Annotated in this window: 25 protein-coding genes and 1 pseudogene; 9 read left to right on the top strand and 17 right to left on the bottom strand. The window is 51.4% G+C overall.

The genetic code is table 11. The annotated features are described in order from the left end of the window. Positions 1–92 precede the first annotated feature (92 nt). Positions 93–1,787: a M3 family oligoendopeptidase gene (locus PCH05_RS12355; RefSeq protein ID WP_127602697.1), complete on the bottom strand. Its 1,695-nt coding sequence runs from the start codon at positions 1,785–1,787 to the stop codon at positions 93–95. A gap of 411 nt (positions 1,788–2,198) precedes the next feature. On the opposite strand from PCH05_RS12355, the gene PCH05_RS12350 reads away from it, so the two are divergent. Both PCH05_RS12350 and def read left to right on the top strand, forming a co-directional pair. Then, complete coding sequence (locus PCH05_RS12350) at positions 2,199–2,438, top strand: helix-turn-helix domain-containing protein (protein WP_127602696.1); 240 nt, start codon at positions 2,199–2,201, stop codon at positions 2,436–2,438. A gap of 23 nt (positions 2,439–2,461) precedes the next feature. Then, positions 2,462–2,971, top strand: a complete 510-nt coding sequence (gene def, locus PCH05_RS12345; RefSeq protein ID WP_127602695.1) for a peptide deformylase — start codon at positions 2,462–2,464, stop codon at positions 2,969–2,971. Between the two features lie 92 nt (positions 2,972–3,063). On the opposite strand, the gene PCH05_RS12340 is transcribed toward def, so the two are convergent. The 6 genes from PCH05_RS12340 to PCH05_RS12315 form a co-directional block, all read right to left on the bottom strand. After that, positions 3,064–3,972, bottom strand: coding sequence for an aldo/keto reductase (locus tag PCH05_RS12340; protein WP_127602694.1), 909 nt, complete (start codon positions 3,970–3,972; stop codon positions 3,064–3,066). Between the two features lie 45 nt (positions 3,973–4,017). Then, the gene (locus PCH05_RS12335) at positions 4,018–5,265 is read right to left on the bottom strand and encodes a DUF445 domain-containing protein (RefSeq protein ID WP_127602693.1); all 1,248 of its coding nucleotides are present in this window, start codon (positions 5,263–5,265) and stop codon (positions 4,018–4,020) included. Between the two features lie 129 nt (positions 5,266–5,394). Continuing rightward, positions 5,395–5,964, bottom strand: coding sequence for a nitroreductase family protein (locus PCH05_RS12330; RefSeq protein WP_127602692.1), 570 nt, complete (start codon positions 5,962–5,964; stop codon positions 5,395–5,397). Between the two features lie 36 nt (positions 5,965–6,000). Further along, complete coding sequence (gene lspA / locus PCH05_RS12325) at positions 6,001–6,465, bottom strand: signal peptidase II (RefSeq protein ID WP_127602691.1); 465 nt, start codon at positions 6,463–6,465, stop codon at positions 6,001–6,003. A gap of 90 nt (positions 6,466–6,555) precedes the next feature. Next, entirely contained in the window at positions 6,556–6,816 is a 261-nt protein-coding gene (locus PCH05_RS12320) for a metal-sensitive transcriptional regulator (RefSeq protein ID WP_127602690.1), read from the bottom strand. A 36-nt stretch (positions 6,817–6,852) separates the two neighbouring features. Further along, complete coding sequence (locus PCH05_RS12315) at positions 6,853–7,119, bottom strand: hypothetical protein (RefSeq protein WP_127602689.1); 267 nt, start codon at positions 7,117–7,119, stop codon at positions 6,853–6,855. A gap of 182 nt (positions 7,120–7,301) precedes the next feature. Between PCH05_RS12315 and PCH05_RS12310 the strand changes: the two genes are divergently transcribed. The 3 genes from PCH05_RS12310 to PCH05_RS12300 all read left to right on the top strand — a co-directional run bounded on the left by PCH05_RS12310 (position 7,302) and on the right by PCH05_RS12300 (position 10,890). Continuing rightward, positions 7,302–8,534, top strand: coding sequence for an aminopeptidase (locus PCH05_RS12310; RefSeq protein ID WP_127602688.1), 1,233 nt, complete (start codon positions 7,302–7,304; stop codon positions 8,532–8,534). Between the two features lie 217 nt (positions 8,535–8,751). Then, a complete protein-coding gene (locus PCH05_RS12305) occupies positions 8,752–9,981 on the top strand; it encodes an aminopeptidase (protein ID WP_127602687.1) in 1,230 nt (409 codons plus the stop codon). A gap of 147 nt (positions 9,982–10,128) precedes the next feature. Next, positions 10,129–10,890, top strand: coding sequence for an SDR family NAD(P)-dependent oxidoreductase (locus PCH05_RS12300; protein WP_127602808.1), 762 nt, complete (start codon positions 10,129–10,131; stop codon positions 10,888–10,890). On the opposite strand, the gene PCH05_RS12295 is transcribed toward PCH05_RS12300, so the two are convergent. From PCH05_RS12295 to PCH05_RS12285, 3 genes are read right to left on the bottom strand one after another with little or no spacing between them, the layout of a single operon-like run. Further along, entirely contained in the window at positions 10,887–11,783 is an 897-nt protein-coding gene (locus tag PCH05_RS12295) for a hypothetical protein (protein WP_127602686.1), read from the bottom strand. The genes PCH05_RS12300 and PCH05_RS12295 overlap by 4 nt on opposite strands. Positions 11,784–11,795: 12 nt before the next feature. After that, positions 11,796–12,485 carry an AlkZ-related protein gene (locus tag PCH05_RS12290; RefSeq protein ID WP_127602685.1) on the bottom strand — a complete coding sequence of 230 codons (690 nt, stop codon included), beginning with the start codon at positions 12,483–12,485 and terminating at the stop codon, positions 11,796–11,798. Next, complete coding sequence (locus PCH05_RS12285) at positions 12,482–13,426, bottom strand: helix-turn-helix transcriptional regulator (RefSeq protein WP_127602684.1); 945 nt, start codon at positions 13,424–13,426, stop codon at positions 12,482–12,484. Before PCH05_RS12285 ends, PCH05_RS12290 begins: the two co-directional genes overlap by 4 nt. A 274-nt stretch (positions 13,427–13,700) precedes the next feature. Here PCH05_RS12285 and PCH05_RS12280 point away from each other — a divergent pair, with 274 nt between their 5' ends. Further along, positions 13,701–14,183, top strand: a complete 483-nt coding sequence (locus PCH05_RS12280; RefSeq protein WP_127602683.1) for a zinc ribbon domain-containing protein — start codon at positions 13,701–13,703, stop codon at positions 14,181–14,183. An 82-nt stretch (positions 14,184–14,265) separates the two neighbouring features. On the opposite strand, the gene PCH05_RS12275 is transcribed toward PCH05_RS12280, so the two are convergent. Further along, positions 14,266–15,279, bottom strand: a complete 1,014-nt coding sequence (locus PCH05_RS12275) for an aldose 1-epimerase (protein ID WP_127602682.1) — start codon at positions 15,277–15,279, stop codon at positions 14,266–14,268. 120 nt (positions 15,280–15,399) lie between these two features. After that, positions 15,400–17,709 (bottom strand): histidine kinase, encoded by a 2,310-nt coding sequence (locus PCH05_RS12270; RefSeq protein ID WP_127602681.1) that lies wholly within the window; start codon positions 17,707–17,709, stop codon positions 15,400–15,402. 305 nt (positions 17,710–18,014) lie between these two features. Here PCH05_RS12270 and PCH05_RS12265 point away from each other — a divergent pair, with 305 nt between their 5' ends. Both PCH05_RS12265 and PCH05_RS12260 read left to right on the top strand, forming a co-directional pair. Next, positions 18,015–18,602 carry an RNA polymerase sigma factor gene (locus PCH05_RS12265; protein WP_127602680.1) on the top strand — a complete coding sequence of 196 codons (588 nt, stop codon included), beginning with the start codon at positions 18,015–18,017 and terminating at the stop codon, positions 18,600–18,602. Further along, positions 18,583–19,410, top strand: a complete 828-nt coding sequence (locus PCH05_RS12260) for a hypothetical protein (protein ID WP_127602679.1) — start codon at positions 18,583–18,585, stop codon at positions 19,408–19,410. The genes PCH05_RS12265 and PCH05_RS12260 overlap by 20 nt, the downstream gene beginning before the upstream one ends. Positions 19,411–19,459: 49 nt before the next feature. Here the strand turns inward: PCH05_RS12260 and PCH05_RS12255 are convergent, their stop codons facing one another. Beyond that, a complete protein-coding gene (locus PCH05_RS12255; RefSeq protein WP_127602678.1) occupies positions 19,460–19,972 on the bottom strand; it encodes a hypothetical protein in 513 nt (170 codons plus the stop codon). 180 nt (positions 19,973–20,152) lie between these two features. Here PCH05_RS12255 and PCH05_RS12250 point away from each other — a divergent pair, with 180 nt between their 5' ends. Next, positions 20,153–20,743, top strand: a complete 591-nt coding sequence (locus tag PCH05_RS12250; protein ID WP_174806263.1) for a nucleotidyltransferase family protein — start codon at positions 20,153–20,155, stop codon at positions 20,741–20,743. A 40-nt stretch (positions 20,744–20,783) separates the two neighbouring features. Here PCH05_RS12250 and PCH05_RS12245 read toward each other — a convergent pair. From PCH05_RS12245 to PCH05_RS12230, 4 genes and pseudogenes are all read right to left on the bottom strand, one after another. Further along, positions 20,784–21,747: pseudogene (locus tag PCH05_RS12245) on the bottom strand (ABC transporter ATP-binding protein). Next, entirely contained in the window at positions 21,740–22,723 is a 984-nt protein-coding gene (locus tag PCH05_RS12240) for an ABC transporter ATP-binding protein (protein ID WP_127602676.1), read from the bottom strand. The pseudogene PCH05_RS12245 and the gene PCH05_RS12240 overlap by 8 nt, the downstream one beginning before the upstream one ends. A gap of 14 nt (positions 22,724–22,737) precedes the next feature. Beyond that, positions 22,738–23,667, bottom strand: coding sequence for an oligopeptide ABC transporter permease (gene opp4C / locus PCH05_RS12235; protein WP_127602675.1), 930 nt, complete (start codon positions 23,665–23,667; stop codon positions 22,738–22,740). A 17-nt stretch (positions 23,668–23,684) separates the two neighbouring features. Then, on the bottom strand, positions 23,685–24,641 hold the full coding sequence (locus PCH05_RS12230; RefSeq protein WP_127602674.1) for an ABC transporter permease: 957 nt from the start codon (positions 24,639–24,641) through the stop codon (positions 23,685–23,687). Positions 24,642–24,699: the final 58 nt, after the last annotated feature.

Here is a 24,699-nt window from a genome sequence, read left to right as displayed (position 1 = left end):
AAGGCTAAATATGCGTAGAAGCATGTTTGAATATGCCAAAAAACCGTCTGCCTTTGTTAAAGGACAGACGGTTTTTATAAATATCAGACTTATTAGAGAACGGTATCGTCCACTTGGTTCAGCCAAGCTTCGATATCCCCGATCACAGATGCAACGCATCCGTCCTCGAACGGAGATTTCAGGCCCGCATAGGCAACCAGACCTGTAAACGATTTGCTGCCCCCGGCTTGGCACAGCTTCAGATAGTCCGCCCAAGCGGATGTGAAGTCCTCATTCATGCGCTTCCAGAACTGGAATGCGCAGAGCTGAGCCAGCGTGTAATCGATATAGTAGAACGGCGATTGGAAGATGTGGCCCTGCTTTTGCCAGAAGCCTCCGCGCTCCAGATACTCGTTCTCTCCATGATTCCGGTGAGGCAGGTACTTCTTCTCGATATCGCGCCAGGCTTGCTTGCGTTCCGCAGGCGTTGCTTCGGGATTTTCATACACGAAGTGCTGGAACTCATCCACTGATACGCCATAAGGCACGAACAGAAGCGCGCTGCTCAAATGGTCGAATTTATATTTGTCCGTGTCTTCCTCGAAGAACAGGTTCATCCACGGCCAAGTGAAGAACTCCATGCTCATGGAATGAATTTCTGCGGATTCATAAGTCGGCCAGTGATACTCAGGAATATCGAAATGGCGGCTGGAATACACCTGGAATGCGTGACCCGCTTCATGTGTCAACACGTCGATGTCGCCGGAAGTGCCATTGAAGTTCGAGAAAATGAACGGCGCGCCGTATTTGCTGATGAACGTACAATAGCCGCCGCCCTGCTTGCCTTTTTTGCTGACAAGATCCATCAGGCCATTATCGACCATGAACGTGAAGAACTCGTTCACTTCCGGAGACAATTCGGAGTACATTTTTACACCGCGCTCCAGAATCCAGTCCGGATCTCCCTTAGGCACGGCATTGCCGGATTTGAAGCTGTAGTTCTCATCGTAGAAATACAGCTGATCGACACCGATCCGTGCGCGCTGACGTTCCTTCAGCTTCGTTGCGGCCGGAACGATGTATTCCAGAACCTGCTTGCGGAAATTGGCGACCATTTCTGCGTTATAATCCGTGCGGTTCATCCGTGCATAGGCAAGCTCGACAAAGTTTTTGTATCCGAGCTTCTGTGCCATGCGGGTACGCGTTTTCACGAGTTCATCGTAGATGCGGTCGAAGTCCGCTTCATGCTCTGCCATGAACTGGTATCTCGCCTCAGCGGCTCTGCGGCGCAAATCGCGGTCTGTCGACAGCTCAAAAGGCGTCAGCTGCGTCAGTGTGCGCTCCTCGCCTTCAAACGGTATCTTGGCCGAAGCGATCAGCTGCGTATATTCGGTTGCCAGCTTATTTTCCAGTTGAAGATCTTCAATGATTTCCGGGCTGAATGATTTGAGGGCCATCTCGGCGAGCTGGAACAGTTGAGTCCCCCATTTAGCCTCGAGCTCGGCTCTGAATTTGGAATGAACGAGCGCACGATAATAATCGGTTATGTATTCCTGGTAAACGGGCCGTACCTCATCCATATAGTCCTGTTCGGCTTTATAAAAGGCATCGTTCGTATCAACGGAATGACGGATGGTCACGATTTCGGCCATCGATTCAACTTCGCTGCGAAGGCGGTTGATTTCGGTCATGGCCTGCTCTTGATCCGCAAGCTGCTCCGCCGATTCGAATTGTTGCACCAGGTGTTGAAATTGCTCTTTGATGCGCTGGATATCCGGGCGCTCATACTTGTACTCGCTGAATTTCATATCATGGGCACTTCCTTTCTAAACTAGGATCATGCCTATTATACATGGAGTTGGGAAGAAGATTCTACCACCGTTCAAAAAAATTTAACGTTTTTTCGCCCGCACTCCTTAACCGGACATCCACAACAGGAGAACGGCCGCGATTTGAACGCAGAAAAACAAACCTAGCAAGAAAAGCATGGCAAACGTCATCATTTTTCCTGAAAATAAAAAACATTTTTCCACTGGATTCTCGGCATCCGTCCAACCTCCAAAAGCATACATTAATTACCATTAAACCCCTTTTCCTGTCGTTTCGTCAAATAAACGATTGAAATATGATTTTCAGATTGATATATTAAGGTAACACTTAAATTATTTAGGTGTCGCCTAAATATCGGCCGCAAATTCTTTGATAGAGGGGTTGAAAGCATGCTTATTTGGATGCTAAGGCAGGTCATGTCGGAAAAAGGGGTTTGGTCGGGCGCCGAGCTTGCCCGTCTGCTGAGGGATAAAGCAGGCTATGAGCTATCCCCGCCATCGATTAGCGCCCTGCTTCGGGGACAGCCGAAACAGATGAAGGCTGAAACTTTGGATGCGCTGTGCACTTCGTTAGAATGTACCCCGAGCGATCTTTGGGTTCACACCCCTTCCCGGATTCAAGGCGCATAATACGAGATCAGGAGGCAAGTGATATGGCAGAGAGAGAGATTCTTCCGTTTGGCGATCCCGTGCTGCGGAAGAAGGCAAAGCCCGTTTTAGAACTGACTCCCAAAATACTGAGGATATTGGATGATATGGCCGATACGTTGTATGCCGAGCCTGGCCGGGCTGGTCTGGCCGCACCGCAAATCGGCATTCTGCGCAGAATGATCGTCATGGACTGCGGCGAAGGATTGATCGAGTTGATCAACCCGGAGATTCTTGAAATGCAAGGAGAACAGATCGGCCCTGAGGCTTGCCTCTCCTATCCCGGATACACCGGTATCGTCAAGCGGGCCAACGTTGTGAAAATCTCGACGCTTACGCGAAGCGGAGAAACCCGATACATCGAAGGCGAAGGGTATCTGGCCCGCTGCATCCAGCATGAGATCGATCATCTGAACGGAATCTTGTTTATCGACCTTGTGGAGGACGGACAGTTATTTCGAGATCAAACGGGACAAAAAGCCGATCTCATGCAGGCGCTTAAAATTTCGCGCTAATGAATAGAGGTACGGCTTCCATTATGATCCAAAAAGGAAAAACCGCCCGGCTTATGCCGGACGGTTATTGGCGTTCAAGTAAATAATGTCGCTTAACGATGCGCCCCATAGACGTTCGGGCGGCTGATTTGGCGGATCGCATCCACTTCTTCGGCGGTAAGCTCCGGCGCATCGGCTGCACCTACGTTATGAATGAGCTGCTGGAGCGTACTGGCGCCCGGTATCGCTGCCGCAACAGCCGGATGTGAGAGCGAGTAGCGGATCGCGGTTTGCGACATGCTCCGATCCTGCCTGGCAAGCAGCATCAGCTTCTCCCGGATCGTGCTTAGCTCCGCGGCAGCATAATCGAGATAGCCCTTCTCCACCTTCCGCGCTCCCTCTTCAGCCAGCACGCCGGAAGCGACGGGACCGCGCGCGATCACGCTGATCCCATGCTCCGCCAAGAGAGGAAGCACCTCTTCTTCGGGTCTTCTGTCCAGGATGCTGTATTGGCTCATGACCGATACGATATTCGAGCGCTTGACGTATTCCCGGATCACATTGGGCCGAATGGACGAAATTCCATAGAACCGGATGACGCCTTCCTGCTTCAGCTCCTCGAATGCTTCGATCGTTTCATCGATCGGATCGTCGATCGTGCCCCCATGCAGCTGATACAAATCGATGTAATCGGTTTGCAGCCGCTTTAGGCTGTCTTTAACCGCAGTCTTAATATATGCCTTCGACGGATCCCAGCTTAAGCCCTCCTTGCCGGATATGCGGCGGTTTCCGACTTTGGTAGCGAGGATAACGTCACTGCGCCGTCCTTTCAGCGCTTTGCCCACCAGCTCTTCGTTTCGGCCCGCGTCATAAATATCCGCCGTGTCCAGGAAATGGATACCGCGCTCCAGTGCTTCATGCACAAGGCGCACCGCCGCCGGCTCTTCTGTCCCGAGCGACATACAGCCAAGCCCAATTTCACTTACCCATAGATCCGAACTTCCCAAGCGATTTTTTCTCATCACCAAGCTCCTCTCTCCAATGTATCAACCTTTCATGACAAGCTTTTATGCGATCACCATATGAATAACCGTCAGCACCAACCCGATCAGGAAGCCGCAAATTGCGCCGTTGACGCGAATCCACTGCAGGTCGCCTCCGACCTTGTCTTCCAGCATCTGCACGAGAGACTGATCATCCAGCTGATCCAGGTTTTCGCGCACCAAGAGACCGATGCGGTAATAGTTGGCTTCCACCGCCTTGACGATGAGCGACAAGATGCCCTGCTCCCAGCGGTCCATCATTTCTTCCTTGCCGCGGAGCACGCCCGTAAACCAGCGGCAGACCTTAATCACGCCGCGTCCCCCGTTGTTGTGCTCTTCTTCGAGAAGAATCAGCGCACGGGCTCTGATCTCCTCCAGCTTGCGCAGCATCCATTCTTCCGATCCCGGATCGGCCAGCTTATCTCCAATCATGATCTTCAAGCGTTCGGCAACTTCCGGATTACCGGTAAATTCACTCACCTGCTGACGAACCTCAGATAAAATGCGCTGACGGAAAGAGCTGTCTTCGTACATCATTTCATGAATGGAGGACAAAATCAGATTTTTCAGGATATTCCCCAGCTTCTCCTCGCTCATAAAGCCGAGCATGGCCTGCAAAGCAAAGCCTTTCATCCCGCCCAGCTGAATATCCTGCATCTTGTTGTACGCGAGCTGTCCGAGCATAAACTCGTTTTCCGGGCGGCTGACCCATTTGCCGGCAAAGTTCAGGATATAATTCAGTGCTTTCTCATCCAGCTGACTTCGGAAAGCCTGACGTGATGCGCTTTCGAGCAGCGGTGTCAAATCCTGGCTCTGCAGAAATTTAACCAGCGCCTTTTGCGCTTGAGGCGTCCATTGCTCCAGCGGGATTTGGCGAACCAGCTCGCTCAGCGTATGAATCAGCTTACGACGGTTTTCTTTTCTGCTGACCAGCTTCATGATGCCGGAGGACAAGCCTTTGAACAGCTTCATCCCGCGCAGTCTTTTCGTGATGCTTTCCTTGTTCAACAGCTCGGTTTCCAAAGCGGATATGAGCGAATTGACGATTTTATTGCGGTTCTTGAGGAGTAGCGACGTATGTGGAATCGGTAATCCCATCGGATGGCGGAACAAAGCCGTTACGGCAAACCAATCGGCGAAGCCTCCGACCAAGCCTGCTTCAAAACCGCCCTGCAGCAGCCGTACTCCCAAATTTTGCGGCAAAAACAACGTAATCAGAAACCCCGCGCCCATGACGGCCAGGGATGTTCCTGCCAGATATCTGGTTTTCATGTGTGAATCCCTCCGCTATGTATCTCTTCCATCATCTATTCTATATACTTACCCTAAACCGGACAATTTTGACCTCGTAATTTTCCCGCGCGGCATAGCCAATCAGAAAAACTCCCGATCACCCGGGAGCTATAGATCAAATTTCGGTTCATACACGGTAAATTTCTCTTCGGCCGGGGTTCTCGGCTGTCCTGGCGGAGCTTCGCGGAAAAAGCCCAAATGCAAAAATCCGGCAATCTCCTCACCCGGCTGCAGGCCAAGCATCTGATGGACATTCGGATCATAGACATGCGGATTCGTTTTCCACACCGAGCCAAGTCCCCGTTCCCAGGCAAGCAGCTGAAAGTTCTGAATCATCGAGCTGACGGCCCCGAAGTCCTCATCATGCTGCTTCTTGTTGTCGCTGCCTGGCATAACGATGATCAAATAGGCATCCGGTTCATTAAAATACTTGATCCGGTTCTCGAACATCTCATCCGGGTAATGCTGCGCCATTTCCAGCGCGAACAGCTGCTTCGATTCCGTAGGCACGAAAATAAATCTCCACGGCTCGCGCAGCTTATGATTAGGCGCATAAACTGCGTCGTTCAGCAGCTCCAGGACGAGCTCCTGCGGGACGGGGATGTTTCTGTAGCCTGTCTTAATGGACCTTCTTTCTCTGATGATTTTGGACAAAGCCGACGGTTGGTTGTTTTCCATAGTTTCTCTCTGCTCCCTATATCGACATGAGGTTTTTCATTTAAAAGAGTAGGAACGTCTCTCATTCCAGCTTCGCAGCAGCGTGCCAACGATCAGCAGCAGCACACCCGCATTGATCGCCAGATCCGCGACATTCATAATGCCCGAGCCTGAGCCCCAAACGATGAAATCGGTCACTTTGCCGAATACAATCCGGTCAATCGCATTGCCTAGAGCTCCTCCCGCCAGAAAAGCAGCGGCCGCATCCAGGACGAATCCGCGTATCGCGCCCTTTTTGCGGTAATACATAATGACGCCCACCACGACGATCGCCAAATAAGCGAACCACTTGCCATACCCTTGAAAGGAACTGAACGCGGCGCCGCTGTTTTGATAATACTCAAAATGCAGATAGGGATCAAAGACTTTCCAGTGTTCGCCTACCGACATATGAGTGCGTACCCACCATTTTGAGCCCTGATCCATCAGCAGTACGATGAGTGATAATAAGTAAAAGAACATATTTTCTCTCCTTTCGCTGTGCGCTTGTCATGGGCATATCAAAGGCAGGAAGGCGCATCTCCCTGCCCTTGAAGAACGTTAAGCGCCGTATTAACGGCTTTTAATCAAAAGCTCGACAGCTTCCTTCACCAAGCTGCCGGTATCATTTCCTTTGGCATGCTCCTCGAGAATGCACTGCTCCAAATTCATTGCAACGATATAGGCCATCGCCTTATCCGTCGCACTGCGTACCGCGGACAGCTGGGCAACCACGTCCTTGCAGTTCTTGCCCTCTTCCATCATGTTCAGTACGCCCCGGACTTGCCCTTCAAGCCGCTTCAGGCGGCGGACGACATTATCATCGTAGTTCATGCTCGTTCATCCTTTCCTTGGCATACAGATTCGATATTATGATTTCATGGAATCCAGCGCGGCATCGACCAGCGCATCGAACAGATCGTCATCTTCTTCAAGCAGCTCGTCCGCCTTCAAGAATTCTTCCTCAACCCCGGATTCTCCGGCAAAGTTCAAACTGTAATCCCATTCTTTCCCCCTCTTGCTGAACAGGGTGATTTCATATTGGGATTTATGTCCCTCCAGGGTAAAGGTGACATGCCCGAGATAATGCTTGTCCTCATCCTGCTTCATATCTGCTTTTATAATTTGGAATTCCATGTATGCATATCTCCTTTACTGGCGTCTCAATGTATATATAGTATACCATGAGCGGTATTCTTTCCATCCAGAGCGTACATATTTTCAATATGTCATCCGATTTAGTACAATACGATCAGAGGATTTGCTTAAATCCCGGTTTTTACAGAAGCATGACAAAACATATTGGAGGTTTTATACCCATGTCAGATTTCCAGGAAAATCTAAACAAATATGCCGACCTGGCCGTCAGAGTCGGCGCCAATGTCCAAAAGGGACAAATTCTTGTCGTTAATGCCCCGGTTGAATCGGCCGCATTCGTACGCATGATCACGGAAAAGGCTTATCAAGCCGGCGCGAGTGAAGTACGTGTGAATTGGAACGATGAAACGATCACCCGCTTGAAATATGAGCATGCGGCGGACGAGGTTTTCTCCGAGACTCCGAAATGGTATGCCGGCGAGATGACCGAGCTTGTCGAAAGAGGAGCCGCCGTACTGCATGTGCTTGCAGAAAATCCGGACCTGTTGAAAGGCATCCAGCAAGAGCGGATCGTTGCGAATCAAAAAGCCAGAGGTCAAGCCATGACGAAATACCGCGCCTATCAGCAGGCCGATAAATTCAGCTGGTGCCTGATCGCGGTTCCTTCTCCCGAATGGGCGGACAAAGTATTCCCGGACGCTCCAAAAGAAGAACGCGTGCAAAAGCTTTGGGACGCCATTTTCCATACCGTGCGCGTAGATCAGGAAGACCCGGTAGGGGCTTGGAAAAAGCATCTGGAGACGCTGGATGAAAAATCCAAAGTACTGAACGCCAAGAAATACAAAAAGCTGCATTACATAGCTCCTGGCACGGATCTGACGATCGAGCTGCCGGAAGGTCATATCTGGGCTGCTGGCGAAAGCTTCAACGAAAACGGACACAGCTTCGTGGCCAACATGCCGACCGAGGAAGTGTTCACCGCACCGCTCAAGACAGGCGTCAACGGATACGTCAGCAGCACGAAGCCACTTAGTTACGGCGGCAACATCATCGACCGTTTCACCGTCACCTTTGAAAACGGCCGCATCGTAGGCGTCAAAGCCGAAGAAGGCCAAAAAGTGCTTGAGCATTTGGTGGAAATGGATGAAGGCGCGCACTACCTTGGCGAAGTTGCTCTGGTTCCGCATCAATCGCCGATCTCCGATTCCAACATTCTGTACTTCAATACGCTGTTCGACGAAAATGCCTCTAACCATCTGGCGATCGGAAGCGCGTACGCCTTCTGTCTCGAGGGCGGCAAGGATATGACTCAGGAGCAGCTAACAGAGCATGGACTCAATACAAGCGTAACGCATGTTGACTTTATGATCGGCTCCGGCGAAATGGATATTTTCGGCGTTACGGCAGATGGACAAGAAGAGCCTGTATTTAAAAAAGGAAATTGGGCATTTTAAGTTTTGACTCCAAAAATCCATTAATGCTCGTCATTTCTTTTCCGCATAAGATGTAACCTTGGAGTCCTTTAGAGCCTTTCCTGCAGCAGCGGGAAAGGCTCTATTTCCGAATATGAAATTGCCGGAAAAGTATGGGTTCTAATTGACCTCCGGTTGATTTACAATAGAAAAATAAACCATTCACATTCGCTGGCTTTGCCACACAGGAGGAATTTATATGTTAACTTTTCAGGACAAATTGAATCATTACGCAGAGCTCGCGGTTAAAATCGGTGCCAATGTGCAGCCGGGCCAAACGCTCGTAGTCAGCGCGGCCATCGATGCTGCGGAGCTTGTACGCCTGATCGTGAAAAAAGCCTATGAGGCTGGCGCAAACATGGTTAAGGTCAACTATACGGATGAAGTCGTGACGCGCCTCCGCTATGATCTTGCACCGGAGGAATCCTTCCACATCCCTCCTACCGCGCAGGCGCGGGAATGGACGGAGCTTGCGGAACAAAATGCCGCTTTCCTGACCGTGATTTCCGCGAATCCCGACCTGCTCAAAGGCGTCAGCCCAGAGCGAATTGCCAACAACCAGCGTGCTTTCGGACAAGCCATGGCTAAATACCGCCAATATCAGCAGTCCGATAAAATGAGCTGGACGGGCGTCGCCTTCCCTTCCCCGGATTGGGCCGCCAAGGTATTTCCTGATGTACCGAAAGAAGAACAGGTTTCGAAGCTGTGGGATGCCATTTTCCATGCCGTGCGCGCGGATCAAGAAGATCCGATCGGTGCTTGGCAGAAGCATATCGAAATTCTGCAATCGAAATCCGATGAGCTGAATAACAAGAAATACCATAAGCTGCATTTTGTTGCTCCGGGTACCGATCTGACCATCGAGCTTCCGGAAGGACATATTTGGGCTCAGGCAGGCAGCGTCAATGAGCAAGGAACCACCTTCGTCGCCAATATCCCTACCGAGGAAGTGTTTACGGCACCGCTCAAAACAGGTGTGAGCGGCTATGTCAGCAACACGAAGCCGCTCAGCTACGGCGGCAACATCATCGACCGCTTCAGGCTGACTTTCGAGAACGGACGCATCGTGGACTTTAACGCTGAAGAAGGCCAGGATACGCTGGCGCGCCTGATCGGCATGGACGAAGGCTCCCACTATCTGGGCGAGGTAGCGCTCGTACCGTTCCACTCTCCGATTTCGCAGAGCAACATTCTGTTCCTGACCACGCTGTTCGACGAGAATGCCTCCTGCCACCTGGCTATCGGCAGCTCTTATGCGTTCAATCTGGAGGGCGGCAAAACAATGTCTGCAGAAGAACTGGCTGCGCATGGCATGAACGCCAGCATTACGCATGTCGACTTCATGATGGGATCCCCGGAGATGAACATTACCGGCATCACTCGTGACGGCAAGGAAGAACCGATTTTCATCAACGGCAACTGGGCTTAAATTAAAGAGAACGTTTGGAGAATAGAATGATTGGACGGCGAAAACCGAGCCTATAGCTCGGTTTTCGCTTTTGTTTCTGTTGACGCTATGGAAACGCCAGTGATACCATTAGACCAATTTCATCCTCCGAGGAGCTGAGTACATATGATTCCTATCGATTTATCGGGTAAAACAGCGCTGATTACCGGTGCTACCGGCCAATTGGGGCGAGTGATGGCTCGCACGCTGGCCCAGGCCGGCGCTGATGTAGCGATCCATTATCATGGCAATGAAGTAAAAGCAGCCGGGCTGAAGGCAGAAATTGAAGCCTTGGGCAGAGCTTGCGTAACCGTACAGGCGGACGTGACCGATTTCCAGTCGGTCCAGCTCATGCGAGACCAAGCCCTGTCTGCACTCGGCAAAATCGATATCGTTGTAGCCAATGCGGTCATTCAGTATGAATGGACCAGCATTTTGGAGCAGCCGCTCGAGGATTATCGCAGCCAATTCGAATCCTGCGTTCTGCAAAGCGTTCATCTGGCGAAAGTATTCGCCCCCGGAATGATTTCCCGCGGCCATGGACGTTTTATCGGCATCAATACGGAATGCGCCATGCAGAACTTCCCCGGGCAGTCCGCGTACACCGCCGGTAAAAGGGGCATGGACGGTATCTACCGCGTGCTGGCCAAGGAAATCGGCGAGCATGGCATAACCGTGAATCAAGTCGCTCCGGGCTGGACGATCAGCGAAAGAGACCGCGAGAGCAGCAGTGAAATCCAGGAAGACTATTCGCGGCATGTGCCGCTGAAGCGCCGGGGGACCGATCAGGAGATCGCCAACACCGTGCTTTTCCTCGCTTCAGATCTGGCGAGCTTCATTACTGGCGCGTATATTCCGGTTTCCGGCGGTAACGTCATGCCGACCATCTAAAAGGATTCCATACGGCCATACGCCTGCAAAGTGACAAGACGATCCAGCGTAATCAGGCTGCGCCATTCGGCTTCGTTTCCCGGGCTGAGCGCCGGAAAGCTCATGGTCCAGCCTCCGTCCGCCTGCTGATGGCGGATCCACTCGTCCAAATGCCTCTGCACGTCCGCATCCGCGATCCATTTCCCCGCATAGCTGCCGGGGGCCGGAGCCCACTCCAGTACCTTGTGGACATATCCTTCGGCCCCCGGATCCAGCTCGATCGTACCCGGCTGCTGCAGCCACGCGTCTACCATCCGCAGCGCATGTTCCGCTCTGGCTCGGTCCGGAACATGCTCCAAAAACGAGATGCACTGGATGACATCATGGTAGTCCGCAGGATTGGCTTGCGGAATGCTATTCCAGACGAAATCGGTGCTGCTTGCAAACCATGCATCGGTTCTCAAATCGAAGCATTCGTTATGTTTATACAACAGCCCCACGATTCTGCCCGTTGGATTGAGCGATCCCAAACGGTCACTTTCCGTGTTCCACCAAGGAGCATGCGGATAGTCGTTGACGTCGATGGCCGCTCTAGGCAAGCCGCCGTCATTCCTCGCCGTATGATGAAGGTAATGTAGAATGCCCTTGACGATCTCGGAGTCCATGACTTCAACCTCGTCCATGATCATGAGCGCATATTCTGTCGCCACGGGTTGACTGCCTGGCGTGCGCATATCCGGCTCAAGCGCGTTTCCAAAGCCTCCATCGGCATTTTGATACGGACGGAGCGCGCTTATCACGGACTGGGCACTTCCGCCGGCAAAATGGTATTCGAACCGCTTGCGCTCCAGCAGCCTGCCGTTGGCATAAATAAAATCCCTGGCTTTCCTGAACTGTGAATGGGATAGCTTCATCTGGACACCTCTTTACGTGTGGAATAGTTTGCTGAAAAACGCGAATGCCTTGTCGCTGCACGGCTTCCGCAGGCGTGTGAGGAGTTCCTCGCGGGCTTCCGCCTTCGTGCAGCTTGCGTCCCGAATGCCGTTTTGCCTCATCCAATGCGTCGTTGTCTCATAGGACGTGCTGCTCCAGCCTTTCTGTTCCCCGTTATCATCTACCTGCATGGTGACGCCGGATATGACGATCAGCAGCGCTTCCTGCAGCTCGACGACCGCCTGGTCAAACGCTTTTTTGTCTTCCTTCGCTTTCATTTGCGCCCGGCTCCGCAGTACGCGGGTATCGATGCCCGGCTCCATGTCAACGAGTTGGTACAGCTGCCATGCCGTTTGAGACAGCAGGCCGTCCCGATAACATGTCTCAGCGTCTGCGCCGAGCCGAAGACTGATATACATCCAAGGGAACCATTCAGCCGAGATCAGGATGGCTTTTTTCTTAAAGAACTTGCCGTAAGCCGCTTTCCCTTCAAGCGGGAATCGTACGCGCCAACCCCACGGATCCTGGACCGTTTCGCTGTGCCAGCTTTCTTTTGGCGTGATGCTTTCCAGCGAAGGATATTCCGGGATGATCGAAGCCAGCGGCAGGATACCCAGTCGTTCTATGTACTCCACGGCTTCCTCGTAGTGATGAATCAATGTTTCATCCGATGAATGGTTCATGGTTTAGGCTCCTCTGCAAAAGTTTGCTCATAGCGGCTAAGAAGCTGATTCGCCCGATGGCGGATTTCCGACCGGAGCGCATCCGGCATCAACACTTCTGCCTCAAGGCCAAGTGAATAAAACAATTGGACAGCCCACTCCCACTCGCTGCCCGGCAAATGGAAATCCGCGAGCCAGCACTCGTCGTTGATCTGCTCCATCCTTTCGCCTACGTGCTCGTCCCGTTCCACCCGTAGCATGCCTTTATAGGTCAGTTTTGCCCGGATGTGGATGACGGGGCTTTCAGGTCGGTTTGCTTCGGGCACCGCTTCCTCAGCGGGCGGCTGAATCTCGGTTATGTCACGCATCCGGTCCACGCGCAGCCTTCGCTCCTCCCCGTGCGTCATCGAGTAGCAATCGCAGTACCAAAAGCCATGCGCAGCAAATATTTTCAAAGGCTTGACGACGAGGCTCCTACGATGATTCATCGATTGATAGAAGACCGATATCCAGCTCCCGCTCGCAGCCATTTCGAGCAGCAGTTCCAAATGCGGGATTCGATAGATCCGTTTCGGAACTTCCACCTCCATGCGTTCCAGCAGCGGATTAATTTGCCGGGCCGTATCCTGCGGCAGGATGCTGCGGATTTTATCCATCACCATCCACCGCTCCACGTTAAACGGCGTATCCGTATAACCCGTCAATCCCTGAAGCGCGAACAACACGCATAAGGCCTCCCTCGGGCTCAGCTGCAGCGGCGGCAGCTGAAAGCCTTCCATGAGCGAATAGCCGCCGTTCGGACCGCTCGCGGCTGCCAAAGGCACGCCAATCTCCGACAGCGCCTGGATATCGCGTAAGATCGTGCGGCGCGACACCTCAAGCTTTTCCGCAAGCATGGAGGCTGTCTGGCTGCCCTGTTGAAGCGCCATTACGATGGCCATCAAGCGGTCCATCTTTTTCATCGGACTCCCCCCTGCACTTCAGCTTTACTCTCATTATAACAGGCTATTGGTGACATCTTGTATGTCACTGATGTTTCACGGTATCGGATTCTTTTTGCAAGTGGAATGTCCATGGTATTTCCCTCTGCCATGTACTCGGTTATAATGCCATAAGATAAGCCATACACTATTACTACCATGAGGTATCCATAGGAAAGCCGGGAGAGCGTGGCATACCCGCTTTTGCTCATCTAAAGATGGATACGGAAGCGGATGAAGGAGGAGAACCACCGTCATGTCCAACTTTTTAAACAAGCTCAAACAGGGCGTGTCTGACGCGGGCAAAAAAGCCCAGCAAACCGTGGAGTCTACGACGCTTAAATTTCAGGTGTCTTCCAAAGAAAAGGAAATTGAAAAAAACTATACCGAAATTGGACGCATCGTGTACCGCTCGCTGGAAACCGAGTCCAGCTTTATTCCGAACGCCGAGTTTCAAAAATACCGTGAATCGATCCTCGGCCTCGAACAGGAAATTGAGGAGTTGAACCGTAAAATTCAGCATTTGCAAAATCTGAAGGAATGCGGTTGCGGAAAAATGCTGCCTGCGGACGCCTCCTACTGCCCCTTCTGCGGCCAGCAGTTCCAGACCGTTATCGTGCAGCCTGCGGCCATCCATGCACCTCACGCCGGAAATGCGGCATTCTGCCCACGCTGCGGCGAGCATGCTTCCCCGGGAGATCATTTCTGCCGCGGGTGTGGCTTTCAGTTAAGCGAATAAGCGCAAAAACCGCCCCATCGATGAATGATGAGGCGGTTTTATTATTTTATGATTCCAGAAAGCTTGAAGTTAGAAGCAAGGATTATGATTTCTGGCGTTTCATGGCATAAAAGAAGCTTGTCGCTTCCCATCTTTCACCAGGCTCAAGCCCGATGAGCCCGATCTCTTCGGCAGACTCTCCTGTCACATTCGGAGCGTTAACCAAGTTGATTTGCGGCTCCGGACAGAAAAATTTGCCTCCTGCTTCATTGTTCCAGATCATCCAGTGCTTATATTCCGTACCGACATCATATACGAATACATCGCCCGTACGGTGATCTGTCAGCTCCATCCGGTTGCGGCCGTTTTGCGGAACAGCCGTGTAATGGTTATCCATGGATGCAAAGTAAGGGCTCGTGCCCACGCCCTTCATATCTTCCTCTTCGCGGCTGAGCGGCTGGAAGCGGCCAGTCGGCAGCATCCGCTCGGTCATTTCGCGGCGCTCCCCGATGGTCACTTTGAACGTGTAATCCGATGATTCGCTGCCCGGTACGAACGGGGCATTGATTGCCGTATGGAAGGCCAGCAAATTCGGCATATTCTCGTTCCCCTCGTTCGTTACGGTAACCTGCTGCTGCAAACCCCCGGCATTCAGAGTATAACGAAGCGTCAGCGTGAACTCGAACGGGAAATACTGCTTGTACAGATGGCCATCCCGGACTTGCTGGGAAAGCACGACCACGCTTTCGTATTCGTCGCCCTTTATGTAATCGACGTTCCATGGCAGCTTATGCATATAGCCGTGCAAATGATTGCCGCGATCCGTTTCATTCACCGGAAGCTCATACACCTTGCCCTCCCAGGCGAATTTGCCTCCGTCGAAACGGTTGGGGGGAAACAGCACCGGAATGCCGTACACGCCGGGATTGGCCTTAAAGTCCTCCATCTCATTCGCCTCCGGCTCGCGCAAATAACGGAAACCGTTCTCAAGATCACGGAACAGGATAAGGTTCGCACCCAGTTCCGGCAGGACTGCGGCCTCATATTGGCCATGCTTCAGCCAGATGGCAGGTTCGCCATGAAAATCGCCTTTGTATGCTGCATATTGTTTCTCCATGATTGCCTCCTCTTCAGGTATAGGAAATACACTGCTTGTAATAATATACCACGGAAGACAGCCTTACGAATAGGTAACACCTTTGGTTCTTACTACAATAACACGGCTCCGATATGGCGATTAGTTCATGCTTTCCGGATTCGACACCAGCAGGACATCCAAATCACGCGCCAGCCGGATCAATTCCCGGATCACCTTTCTGCGCCGCCGCGTTTGCCCGCATTCCGCCTGCCCCACGATGATTTGCGTCGCTTGAACCCGGTTTGTCTTATCCATCACCAAGGTGGGGATCTCCTTCCAGGCCTTTACCGAGGTCGTCTCAAATGATCCCCCAAAGCTTTCGGTGAGCTTCCTGCACGCCTCGATCTTCGCCGGTTCATCTTCTTCTCGCGATGAATTCGTATGAATATAGTTGACGTACCAGGTAGCCTTGAGACGGTAAGCAATTCGGAAACCGCGCCGGATCAGCCGCTCGCCGCTCGAGCCCGGCAGAATGCATACATATATGGCTTCCTCCTTGCGCCACGGCCCCCGAAGCGAAAACTGTCTTTCCCAAGCCTCCAGTCTTTCGTCCACGTCGTCGGCGATTTCGCGCAAAGCCAACTCCCTCAACGCGATCAGATTGCCGGTTTTGAAGAAGGAATTCAACGCCTGCTCTACTTTGCTCGCCGCATAGATCTTCCCGTCCCTCATCCGCTGCTGCAGCGACTGGGGCGTCACGTCGATCAGCTCCACTTCATCCGCCATGGACAAAATATAGTCGGGAACCGTTTCCCTGACACGGATGCCCGTGATTTGTTCCACAGCGTCGTTCAAGCTCTCCAAATGCTGGACGTTAACCGTCGTAATCACGGATATGCCATGCTCCAGCAAAGAAACAATATCCTCGTACCTTTTCTTGTGGATGCTTCCCGGCACATTCGTGTGAGGCAGCTCATCCACGAGCACCAGCTCCGGATTCCGTGCCAAAATAGCCTCGGTATCCATCTCCCTCAAAATCGTCCCTTTGTAAGGGATTTCCTGCGCCGGCATCATGCTGAGATCCCCTACCTGGGACGCCGTCTCCGCGCGGCCATGCGTCTCCAGCCATCCGATGACCACATCGATGCCTTTACGCAGGCTCTCATTACCTTCACGGAGCATCGTATAGGTTTTTCCGACTCCCGGAGCCGCGCCGATATAAATTTTGAACCTTCCCCTTTTGATGCGCTCGACCTGCTTCTCCATCTCCTCCCGGCTTAACCTGTGATACAGCTCGTTTTCGGCCTGCTGCCGCCGAGTAGGCAAAATTCTGGGCCCGCCCTGGGCGGTGCGGTCGGCTACCCAAAAAATATCGATGCCTTTGGCCCGCTTCAAGATCCCGTCGGTAACCGAGCCCTGCCAAAATTCCTGCCGTCGGCTCTTCTTCGAGTGCCCGAGCACGATTCGGGTTACTTTTTTGTTCACCGCATAGCGGATGAGCTCCGCTGCAAACTGACGGATTGAGCCGAGCGGCAGCTCCTCGATCTGTGCATCCGTTTTTTTCGCCATTTTCTGCAGCGACCGTTTGAAAGCAGATGCTTCTTTGGTAAGCTTGCTTTTTTTCAGCATGAAAATGACGACCAGCAGGTCGCCGTTCAGCCGCTTGGCGATCTGCTGCCCCCTGCGTATGTAGATCGAACCATTCCAATGATACTGAGCCGATACCAGAATGCGCTCGGAAGCACCGGAGGCACCTAGCAGCCCTTGTTCTTCCCGGTGCTTCTCCAGCGTCGTGTTCACATCGTCGGCCACCAGACGCAGCGACAGCTCTCGCAGGACGGCCAAATCCTTGCGCGTGAATAGCTCCGTGTCCTTGCTCTGCTCCAAATGTCCTTCCTTCAACCGCATGATCAGCGTCTCCGGCGTTACATCGATCAGCCGGACCTCATCGGCATAACTCAGTGTTTCCAGCGGTACGGTCTCCCTCGCTTCCATCCCCGTCCATTTTCGGGCAAGGTCATGGATGCCTTCAAGCTCATATACATTAAGCGTCGTGATGACGCTGATGCCTTGTTCCAGCAGAAATTCAATATCCTTCAGCCGATTCGGAAATCGGGCTTCCTTACGGTTGCGATGCGCAAGTCCGTCTACCAAGACCACTTCCGGATTACGCGCAAGCAGTCCTTCCAGGTTGAGATCCTTGGTCTCCTTGCCATGATCCATCCAATGGATGCTTGGAACCCGCTCCAGATCGGCGAGCTGCTTGACCGTTTCCGGACGCTGCAGCGTTGAAACCGCGCATATCACGACATCAATACCCTGGCTTTGTAAAATTTGCCCTTCGCGCAGCATATGGTACGTCTTGCCGCTGCCGCTCACCGCCCCGATAATGATCTTCAAATTGCCGCGATGCAGTTTCCGGATATCCTCCAAAATTTGCTCCGGCGTCTTTCTTTTATATCCGTCCATCACAATGCTCTCCCCTGCTTCATCTGCCCTTGTGCTGAATCGTAAGCCGGAATGAAGCAGAAGTAAAATATCGAATGCTCCATTTCAGGCAAAAAGACGTGTATTTGTCGATAATATGACTTTTTTCAAATAAAAAAACATATATTTGAAACGCTACCTCTTCGATGCTCCGGTATTCGTGTCTGATGCGGGTAGTTATGATCAAAAAAATTAATACCAAAAATTAGGCTAAGCCTCCAATTATATTGTAAAATGGAATGGATGCGAATGACAGGAAGACGAGGGTTTTCGGAAGGGGGAAAATCATGTCCAATATGATCCGGCTGCTGGCAACGGCAGACTTTAGAGAGATCAGTGAAGATTTGCAAGAAGAAATATATTATGAATACTATGATTTTGCCTATGGCATGATTCTCTATATCGTTAAAGATCACGCGGCCACTGAAGATATTATCCAGGAATCCTTTATTAAAGTAATCAAAAATAAACCCGTGTTTGAAAACGAAGGCAAACTGCGCGCCTGGCTCAAAGTCGTAACTAAAAATACGACCATTAATTATTTGCGAAAAAATAAAAACTACCGTAACCAACTGGATGTTGAAGGTGTTTTTATGTATAAAGAGGAAATTTCCAAATCTCCGATATCGGTAGAAAATACAGTAGAAACCAAACTGATTGAAGAATCTATCATGGATTATCTCCAGCAATTGAAGCCTGAATACAGCGTGCTGATCGAGTATCGCTGGAAACAGGGTCTATCCTACAAAGAAATCTCGAATATGTTGGATCTGAGTGAAGATGTCGTCAAACAGCGTCTATTCAGGGCCAGGGAAAGTATCAAAAAAATGCTGTTTAAAGAGTGGGGGATTAAGGATGAAAAGCGAAAAATATGAAGAGTGGTTTGACGTCGCTTTTGACCGTGCTGTTACTTCATCCTCGTTAACGACCGAAGAGAACAAACAAGCATCATGGAAAAAGGTTCAAGCACGGCTCGAACAAGTGAACCGCAAGCGCACGCGCAGACGTCGTATGCAGCTCAGCGGCATTGTTGCCGCATCCTTTGTTGCCGGTGCGATTCTATTCAGCCCTCCCGGCGTTACCAAGGCCGTCTCTCCGATCGTGAAAACGGTAGTGGACATGGGTAACGGGGTGATTGGTATCGTCGTTCGAAACGGCGAAGTTCCTTCTGAGGTTGTTACACCCAAAACAGAATTACCTGCTAACTACAATGAACAGGGCAACCAAGACGATAATTATATGCGTAAGGAATGGAGCGAAGTTAATAATAGCGTAAATACGCCTCTTGACCAAGGGGATTTACAAGCAAAATTATCTTTTGCGGTTCCTGATTTATCTGAACTCCAAAATAAATATCACTTTGAAAGTTACACCGTCTCTTCCCCGACCGAAGATCGAAGTAAATATGACAAGGTCACATTTAAGTTTACAGATACAGAGCAACATACGGTGTGGATCTATTTAATGAAGTTGAAAACCTTCCAGTCCATCCTCTCAACATTATCTAAAGAAACAGAAGTGATGAGGATGGGGAATGACGATATTTATTATAGCCCGGGTCTTCATAACCAACTGTTAGGTATCGAACAAAACATCATGATTAATATCGAGAGTGATATCCCTAAAGCTGAATTGGTCGAAGTTTATAAATCCGTCAGCCAGTCATTAACTCAGGCTCCCTAAACAAAAAGAGCGGCAATCCCATGGGATTACCGCTTTTTTATGTCGTTTATTAATATGCTAATACATACCCGGAATACTCAACGCTCTGTTCAAAAAGGCCACCTTTAGTGATAGAATGCGTGCAGGCTACCCGGTAGTAGAAACCTTTCACACCTGTGAATATCGCATCGCCAACAACATAATCAGCATTGTTTCTCGAAAAAGTGGTGTCATTCACATTGACCCAGCTGGTTCCAGTGTAACGCTGAACAACCGCATAAGCTTTAATGTTATCCACGATTGTTTTAGCTGTTGTATCTGCATTCACTTGAAGTTGCCCGTTACCAATGGCGCTGATGTTCGAATTTCCATTTGTCAAATACAAGTAGTTCCCACTGATGCTTAACGGACTAAACAATTGAGGTGGAGCTGCTGTAAGAGCGCCGGGCTCTAAGGCTGCAGAAGAAGTGGAAGTATTGTCGGCTGCGAAGGATTCGGCTCCTGCCCCGGTTGCCAGCATCATGCTAAGCGTGGAAACAGCAGCGGTCATGACTAAAAGTTTACGAAAATTGGTTTTCTTCATTACTCTCACCTTTCCTCATTGGGTAATATTGGAATTTATCATTACAACACTTATAACGCTTTTAATTCGGACAAGTTACGACGTAAATCAAAAATATTTTTATTTATTCGATATTAATTTCGGACCAGCACCGCGTCTTCTGAATTATAATGAACACATACTCATGTTGGAGGGATATCTATCATGATTCGTAGTGAGCAAGACATCATTCACCTCATCGAGCAAGATCGCTGGATGATGGACATCCTACACACGGCGAAAAAGCTTCAACTGCCGGACTGGTGGGTATGCGCCGGCTTCGTAAGATCAAAAATCTGGGATCATATCCAAGGCTATTCCGAGCGGACACCGCTGCCGGACGTCGATGTCGTCTATTTCAATCCGGACTGCTGCGACGAGTCCGTGGAAAAAGAATACGAAAACCAGCTGTTCTCTTGGATGCCGGAAGTGCCGTGGTCCGTTAAAAACGAAACTCGCATGCATTTGATTAACCAAATGCCCCCCTTTCGCTCGTCTGTGGATGCCATCGCCAACTTCACGGAAACCGCGACCGCGCTTGGCGTTTCGCTTGATGATAAGGATAACGTCATTCTGACGGCCTGCCATGGAATCCAGGATGACGTGGATATGGTCGTCAGGCCTACCCCCTACTATGTTCAAAGCCATGACCGTGCGATGATCTACGAAAAACGCGTGTCCAGCAAAAATTGGAGCCGTATTTGGCCCCAAGTGCAAATTGTACATATTCTCGATGAAGAATACAGACCGTGAAAAAGGCATGTTCCGCTCTTGGAACATGCCTTCATACGTTTTATGCCAGGTGACAGGCGACAAAATGTCCGCCCCCGGCATCACGGAACACCGGAACCTCTTCCTTGCAGCGGGCTACCAAACGGGCAGCGCGTATGGAACTTGCACCCGCTGGGTGGATTCGAAGGGCTCGGAATGTCTCCTTTGAGCACGATGCGTTCCCGCTTCAGCTTGGGAATCGGAATCGGCACCGCCGACAGCAGCGCTTTCGTATAGGGATGAAGCGGATTTTTGAACAATTCGTCCCGGGAGGCAGTCTCCATCATCGATCCCAGGTACATGACGCCGATCCGCGTGCACAAATGCTCGACCACGCTCAAGTCATGGGAGATGAATAGATACGTCAGTTCGCGTGTCTCCTGCAGCTTGCGGAACAGGTTAATGATCTGCGCCTGGATGGAGACATCCAAAGCGGACACCGGCTCATCCGCGATGATCAGATCCGGATTCAGAATCAATGCACGGGCAATGCCAATCCGCTGCCGTTGTCCGCCAGAGAATTCGTGCGGGAACCGGTCGATATGATACGATGACAAGCCGCAAGATTGGAGAACGTCGAGAACTCGGTCACGAATCTCTTCTTTAGGCACCAGTCCGTGATCCACGAGCGCTTCCCCGATCGCATCCCCTACGCGAACACGCGGATTCAGCGAGCTGTATGGATCTTGAAATATCAGCTGCATGCTTGGCCGGATCTTGCGAAGCTCCTGCGGCGACAGACTGTACAAATCCACGCCTTTGAATTTCACTTCACCTTCGGTCTTTTCCGTTAGACGGATAATCGTCTTGCCGACAGTACTTTTCCCGCTGCCGGATTCGCCGACAAGCCCGAAGGTTTCACCCTTTTGAATGGACAGACTGATATCGTCTACCGCTTTGACATGACCTACCGTGCGGTTCAGCAGGCCTTTTTGAATCGGAAAATATTTTTTCAGGTGATTGACTTCAAGCAATCCTTCAGGCATTCACAAGCGCCTCCTCATACAGCCAGCAGGCGGTTTTTTGCTGCTCGGCCACTTCTTTCAGCTCGGGCCGCTTCGTTCTGCAAATGTCCATGCAATGCTCGCAGCGGTCATGGAAATAGCAGGATTCTGTCAGCTCAAGCGGGTTAGGCACCTGCCCAGGGATGGAGTACAGCTCATCCTGCCGCTGATTGATCACCGGCTTGGATTTGAGCAGTCCCTGGGTGTACGGGTGCTTGGGATTTTGGAAGAGCTTCACGACCTCGCCCTCCTCCACGATTTTGCCGGCATACATGACAATGACGTAATCCGCCATTTCGGCTACGACGCCAAGATCGTGGGTGATCAGCATGATGGACATGTTGGACTGCTCTTTAAATTTGCGCAGCATATCCAGTATTTGTGCCTGAATCGTCACGTCCAGCGCTGTGGTCGGCTCATCCGCGATCAGCAGCTTCGGGCTGCTTGAGATGGCAATGGCGATCATGATCCGCTGCAGCATCCCTCCACTCAGCTCATGCGGATAAGAATCGGCAATTTGCGCGGCCCGGGAAATGCCTACCTGCTCAATGAGCTCGATCGCCCGATTACGCGCGTCCTTCTTGCTCAGCTTCTGGTGAACGATCAGCGGCTCCATGATCTGCTGTCCGATTTTGAGTACCGGATTCAAGGAAGACATCGGCTCCTGAAAAATCATGGAGATTTCATTTCCGCGTAGGGTGCGCAGTTCATTTTTGCTCAGCTGTAGCAAATCTCGACCTTCAAAATGGATCTCGCCATTGACGATCTTACCTCCAGGTTCCTCCACGAGACCCATAATGGACATGGCCGTCACGCTTTTGCCGCAGCCGGATTCCCCTACGATGCAGACGGTCTCTCCTTCCCGCACGCGCAAGCTTACATCATCGACCGCTTTGACCTGATCCGTTCCGTTCACGAAATAAGTGCTGAGATGGTCTATTTTCATTAAATCCTTCATATCGAATCTCCCACCTACCTCTTCTGTTTCGGATCGAGAACATCTCTGAGCCCGTCACCGAAAATATTAATGGCTATGACCGTGGCGAAGATGGAAAATCCCGGAGGAATCCAAAGCCATGGCCGCTCCTGAAAATCAATCAGATTATTCGCCGCATCGATCATGTTCCCCCAAGTCGGAGTAGGCGGCATGACGCCGAGACCGAAAAAGCTGAGAACCGATTCGCTTAGGATCGAACCGCCGATATTCAAGGTTGCAATGACGATAAGCAGCGGAACGATATTGGGCAGCAGATGGTTAAACAGCTTCCGGCGGTCCCGCAGGCCGAGAACGACAGCTGCCTGCATGAACTCGCGCTCCCGCAGGCTGAGCATCTGCCCCCTGACCATACGTGCGAGACCCGGCCAATTGACAAAGCCGAGCATGAACATAACGATGTACATCCGATATTCCGTCGGTACCTTCCATTCAGACAAGAGCGCGCCGAATATAAACAGCAGCGGAAGCCCCGGAATCGTAAGCAGCAAATCGGCAATCCGCATAATGATTTGATCAACGAACCCGCGGTAATAGCCCGCGATGGCACCAAGCAAGGCACCGATGAAAACGGATAGAACCATGGAGGCAAGTCCCACGGTCAAAGAAATACGTCCAGCCTGGAGTACCCTTGTCAGTACATCTCGGCCCAGCGCATCGGTACCTAGCCAGTGCTTGAGACTCGGCGCCTTGTTCATCATGGCCATGTGAACTTTATTATCCGTGTAAGGTGAGAAGAACGGCCCGATGAAGCAGGCCAAAACCATAATGACGACAACGACCAAGCCCGAAACGGCGAGCTTGTTCCGCATCAATCTGCGCATCGACTGCCGGAACAGGGAGGAAGATTTCGCTTGAGCCTGTTTCGTCCCGATCGTCCCGGACAGCGGCGTGCTGCTTAATGACATGAATGACTCCCCCTTCTCTAGTGCAGCCGCACGCGCGGATCAGCGATGTGATACAGCACGTCGGAGATCAGCGTGCCGATGACCGTCAGTACGGCGAGCAGCATCGTGAATCCCATTAGCAGCGGGTAATCACGCAGACCGAAGGACTGCATGTATAATTGGCCGATCCCCGGCCAGTTGAAGATTTTCTCGATGATGAGCGACCCTCCGAAGAGTGCCGGAAGCTCAAAGCCCACCAGTGTGATCGCAGGCAGAAGCGCATTGCGCAAAGCATGCCGGAACAGCACTTTGCTTTCCTTCAGCCCTTTGGCGCGGGCCGTACGGATATAGTCCTGCTTGATGACGTCGATCATGTTGCTGCGGAAGTACCGCGTGAGCGATCCGATCCCGAGCAGCGTCATAACAACCACAGGCAGCGTCATATGACGAATGACTTCCTTGACGTAATCCATGCCTGTCGCGTTGCTGCCCGTCGTCAGCATGCCTCCCGGCGGGAGCCATTTAAGGTCGACCGCGAAAATCTTGATCAGGAACAGCCCGATAAAAAACGACGGCAAAGACATCGCTGCAAAGATCAGCACCATGACCAGCGTGTCGAACCAGGAATACTGCTTGTATGCCGAAACCACTCCGATGATGACGGCGATCAGCCATGTTAGAAACGTAGAAACGATGGCGAGCAAAAATGAATTCCATATATATTCGTTGAACAAGGTGAGGACCGGCTTCTGCTGCGCCAGGGAAAATCCGAAGTCCCCGTGAAGCGCATTTTTCATCCAAATCCCGTAACGTTCCAGCAAGGGTTTGTTCAGGCCGTAAATTTCCCGCAGCTCAGCTTTCCGTTCCGGGCTCAGCTTAATGTTGCTGCTGATGTAGTCACCCGGCGTCAGCGCATACAGGCTGAATATTAACAGCGACGCAGCCAGCAGAATAATGAGCATATAGCTGATCCGTTTCGTTAAATAAGCACTCATCGATAGCCTCCTAATCGCATTGTCCCCCGCATCGCGAGCAAGACGCGGAGACGAGGGA

The sequence above is a fragment of the Paenibacillus chibensis genome (assembly GCF_004001045.1).
Classification (GTDB): Bacteria; Bacillota; Bacilli; order Paenibacillales; family Paenibacillaceae; genus Paenibacillus_AQ; species Paenibacillus_AQ chibensis.
This window is presented reverse-complemented; position numbering and strand designations above follow the sequence as displayed.

Excerpts from the sequence above, each read along its gene's own strand:
- PCH05_RS12310 (WP_127602688.1), top strand. The coding sequence starts at position 7,302 with ATGTCAGATTTCCAGGAAAATCTAAACAAATATGCCGACCTGGCCGTC.
- PCH05_RS12270 (WP_127602681.1), bottom strand. The coding sequence starts at position 17,709 with ATGGACGGATATAAAAGAAAGACGCCGGAGCAAATTTTGGAGGATATC.
- PCH05_RS12295 (WP_127602686.1), bottom strand. The coding sequence starts at position 11,783 with ATGAAGCTATCCCATTCACAGTTCAGGAAAGCCAGGGATTTTATTTAT.
- PCH05_RS12255 (WP_127602678.1), bottom strand. The coding sequence starts at position 19,972 with ATGAAGAAAACCAATTTTCGTAAACTTTTAGTCATGACCGCTGCTGTT.
- PCH05_RS12265 (WP_127602680.1), top strand. The coding sequence starts at position 18,015 with ATGTCCAATATGATCCGGCTGCTGGCAACGGCAGACTTTAGAGAGATC.
- opp4C (WP_127602675.1), bottom strand. The coding sequence starts at position 23,667 with ATGTCATTAAGCAGCACGCCGCTGTCCGGGACGATCGGGACGAAACAG.
- PCH05_RS12340 (WP_127602694.1), bottom strand. The coding sequence starts at position 3,972 with ATGAGAAAAAATCGCTTGGGAAGTTCGGATCTATGGGTAAGTGAAATT.
- PCH05_RS12260 (WP_127602679.1), top strand. The coding sequence starts at position 18,583 with ATGAAAAGCGAAAAATATGAAGAGTGGTTTGACGTCGCTTTTGACCGT.
- PCH05_RS12315 (WP_127602689.1), bottom strand. The coding sequence starts at position 7,119 with ATGGAATTCCAAATTATAAAAGCAGATATGAAGCAGGATGAGGACAAG.
- lspA (WP_127602691.1), bottom strand. The coding sequence starts at position 6,465 with ATGTTCTTTTACTTATTATCACTCATCGTACTGCTGATGGATCAGGGC.
- def (WP_127602695.1), top strand. The coding sequence starts at position 2,462 with ATGGCAGAGAGAGAGATTCTTCCGTTTGGCGATCCCGTGCTGCGGAAG.
- PCH05_RS12280 (WP_127602683.1), top strand. The coding sequence starts at position 13,701 with ATGTCCAACTTTTTAAACAAGCTCAAACAGGGCGTGTCTGACGCGGGC.
- PCH05_RS12285 (WP_127602684.1), bottom strand. The coding sequence starts at position 13,426 with ATGAAAAAGATGGACCGCTTGATGGCCATCGTAATGGCGCTTCAACAG.
- PCH05_RS12230 (WP_127602674.1), bottom strand. The coding sequence starts at position 24,641 with ATGAGTGCTTATTTAACGAAACGGATCAGCTATATGCTCATTATTCTG.
- PCH05_RS12350 (WP_127602696.1), top strand. The coding sequence starts at position 2,199 with ATGCTTATTTGGATGCTAAGGCAGGTCATGTCGGAAAAAGGGGTTTGG.
- PCH05_RS12305 (WP_127602687.1), top strand. The coding sequence starts at position 8,752 with ATGTTAACTTTTCAGGACAAATTGAATCATTACGCAGAGCTCGCGGTT.
- PCH05_RS12330 (WP_127602692.1), bottom strand. The coding sequence starts at position 5,964 with ATGGAAAACAACCAACCGTCGGCTTTGTCCAAAATCATCAGAGAAAGA.
- PCH05_RS12335 (WP_127602693.1), bottom strand. The coding sequence starts at position 5,265 with ATGAAAACCAGATATCTGGCAGGAACATCCCTGGCCGTCATGGGCGCG.
- PCH05_RS12290 (WP_127602685.1), bottom strand. The coding sequence starts at position 12,485 with ATGAACCATTCATCGGATGAAACATTGATTCATCACTACGAGGAAGCC.
- PCH05_RS12275 (WP_127602682.1), bottom strand. The coding sequence starts at position 15,279 with ATGGAGAAACAATATGCAGCATACAAAGGCGATTTTCATGGCGAACCT.
- PCH05_RS12320 (WP_127602690.1), bottom strand. The coding sequence starts at position 6,816 with ATGAACTACGATGATAATGTCGTCCGCCGCCTGAAGCGGCTTGAAGGG.
- PCH05_RS12240 (WP_127602676.1), bottom strand. The coding sequence starts at position 22,723 with ATGAAGGATTTAATGAAAATAGACCATCTCAGCACTTATTTCGTGAAC.
- PCH05_RS12355 (WP_127602697.1), bottom strand. The coding sequence starts at position 1,787 with ATGAAATTCAGCGAGTACAAGTATGAGCGCCCGGATATCCAGCGCATC.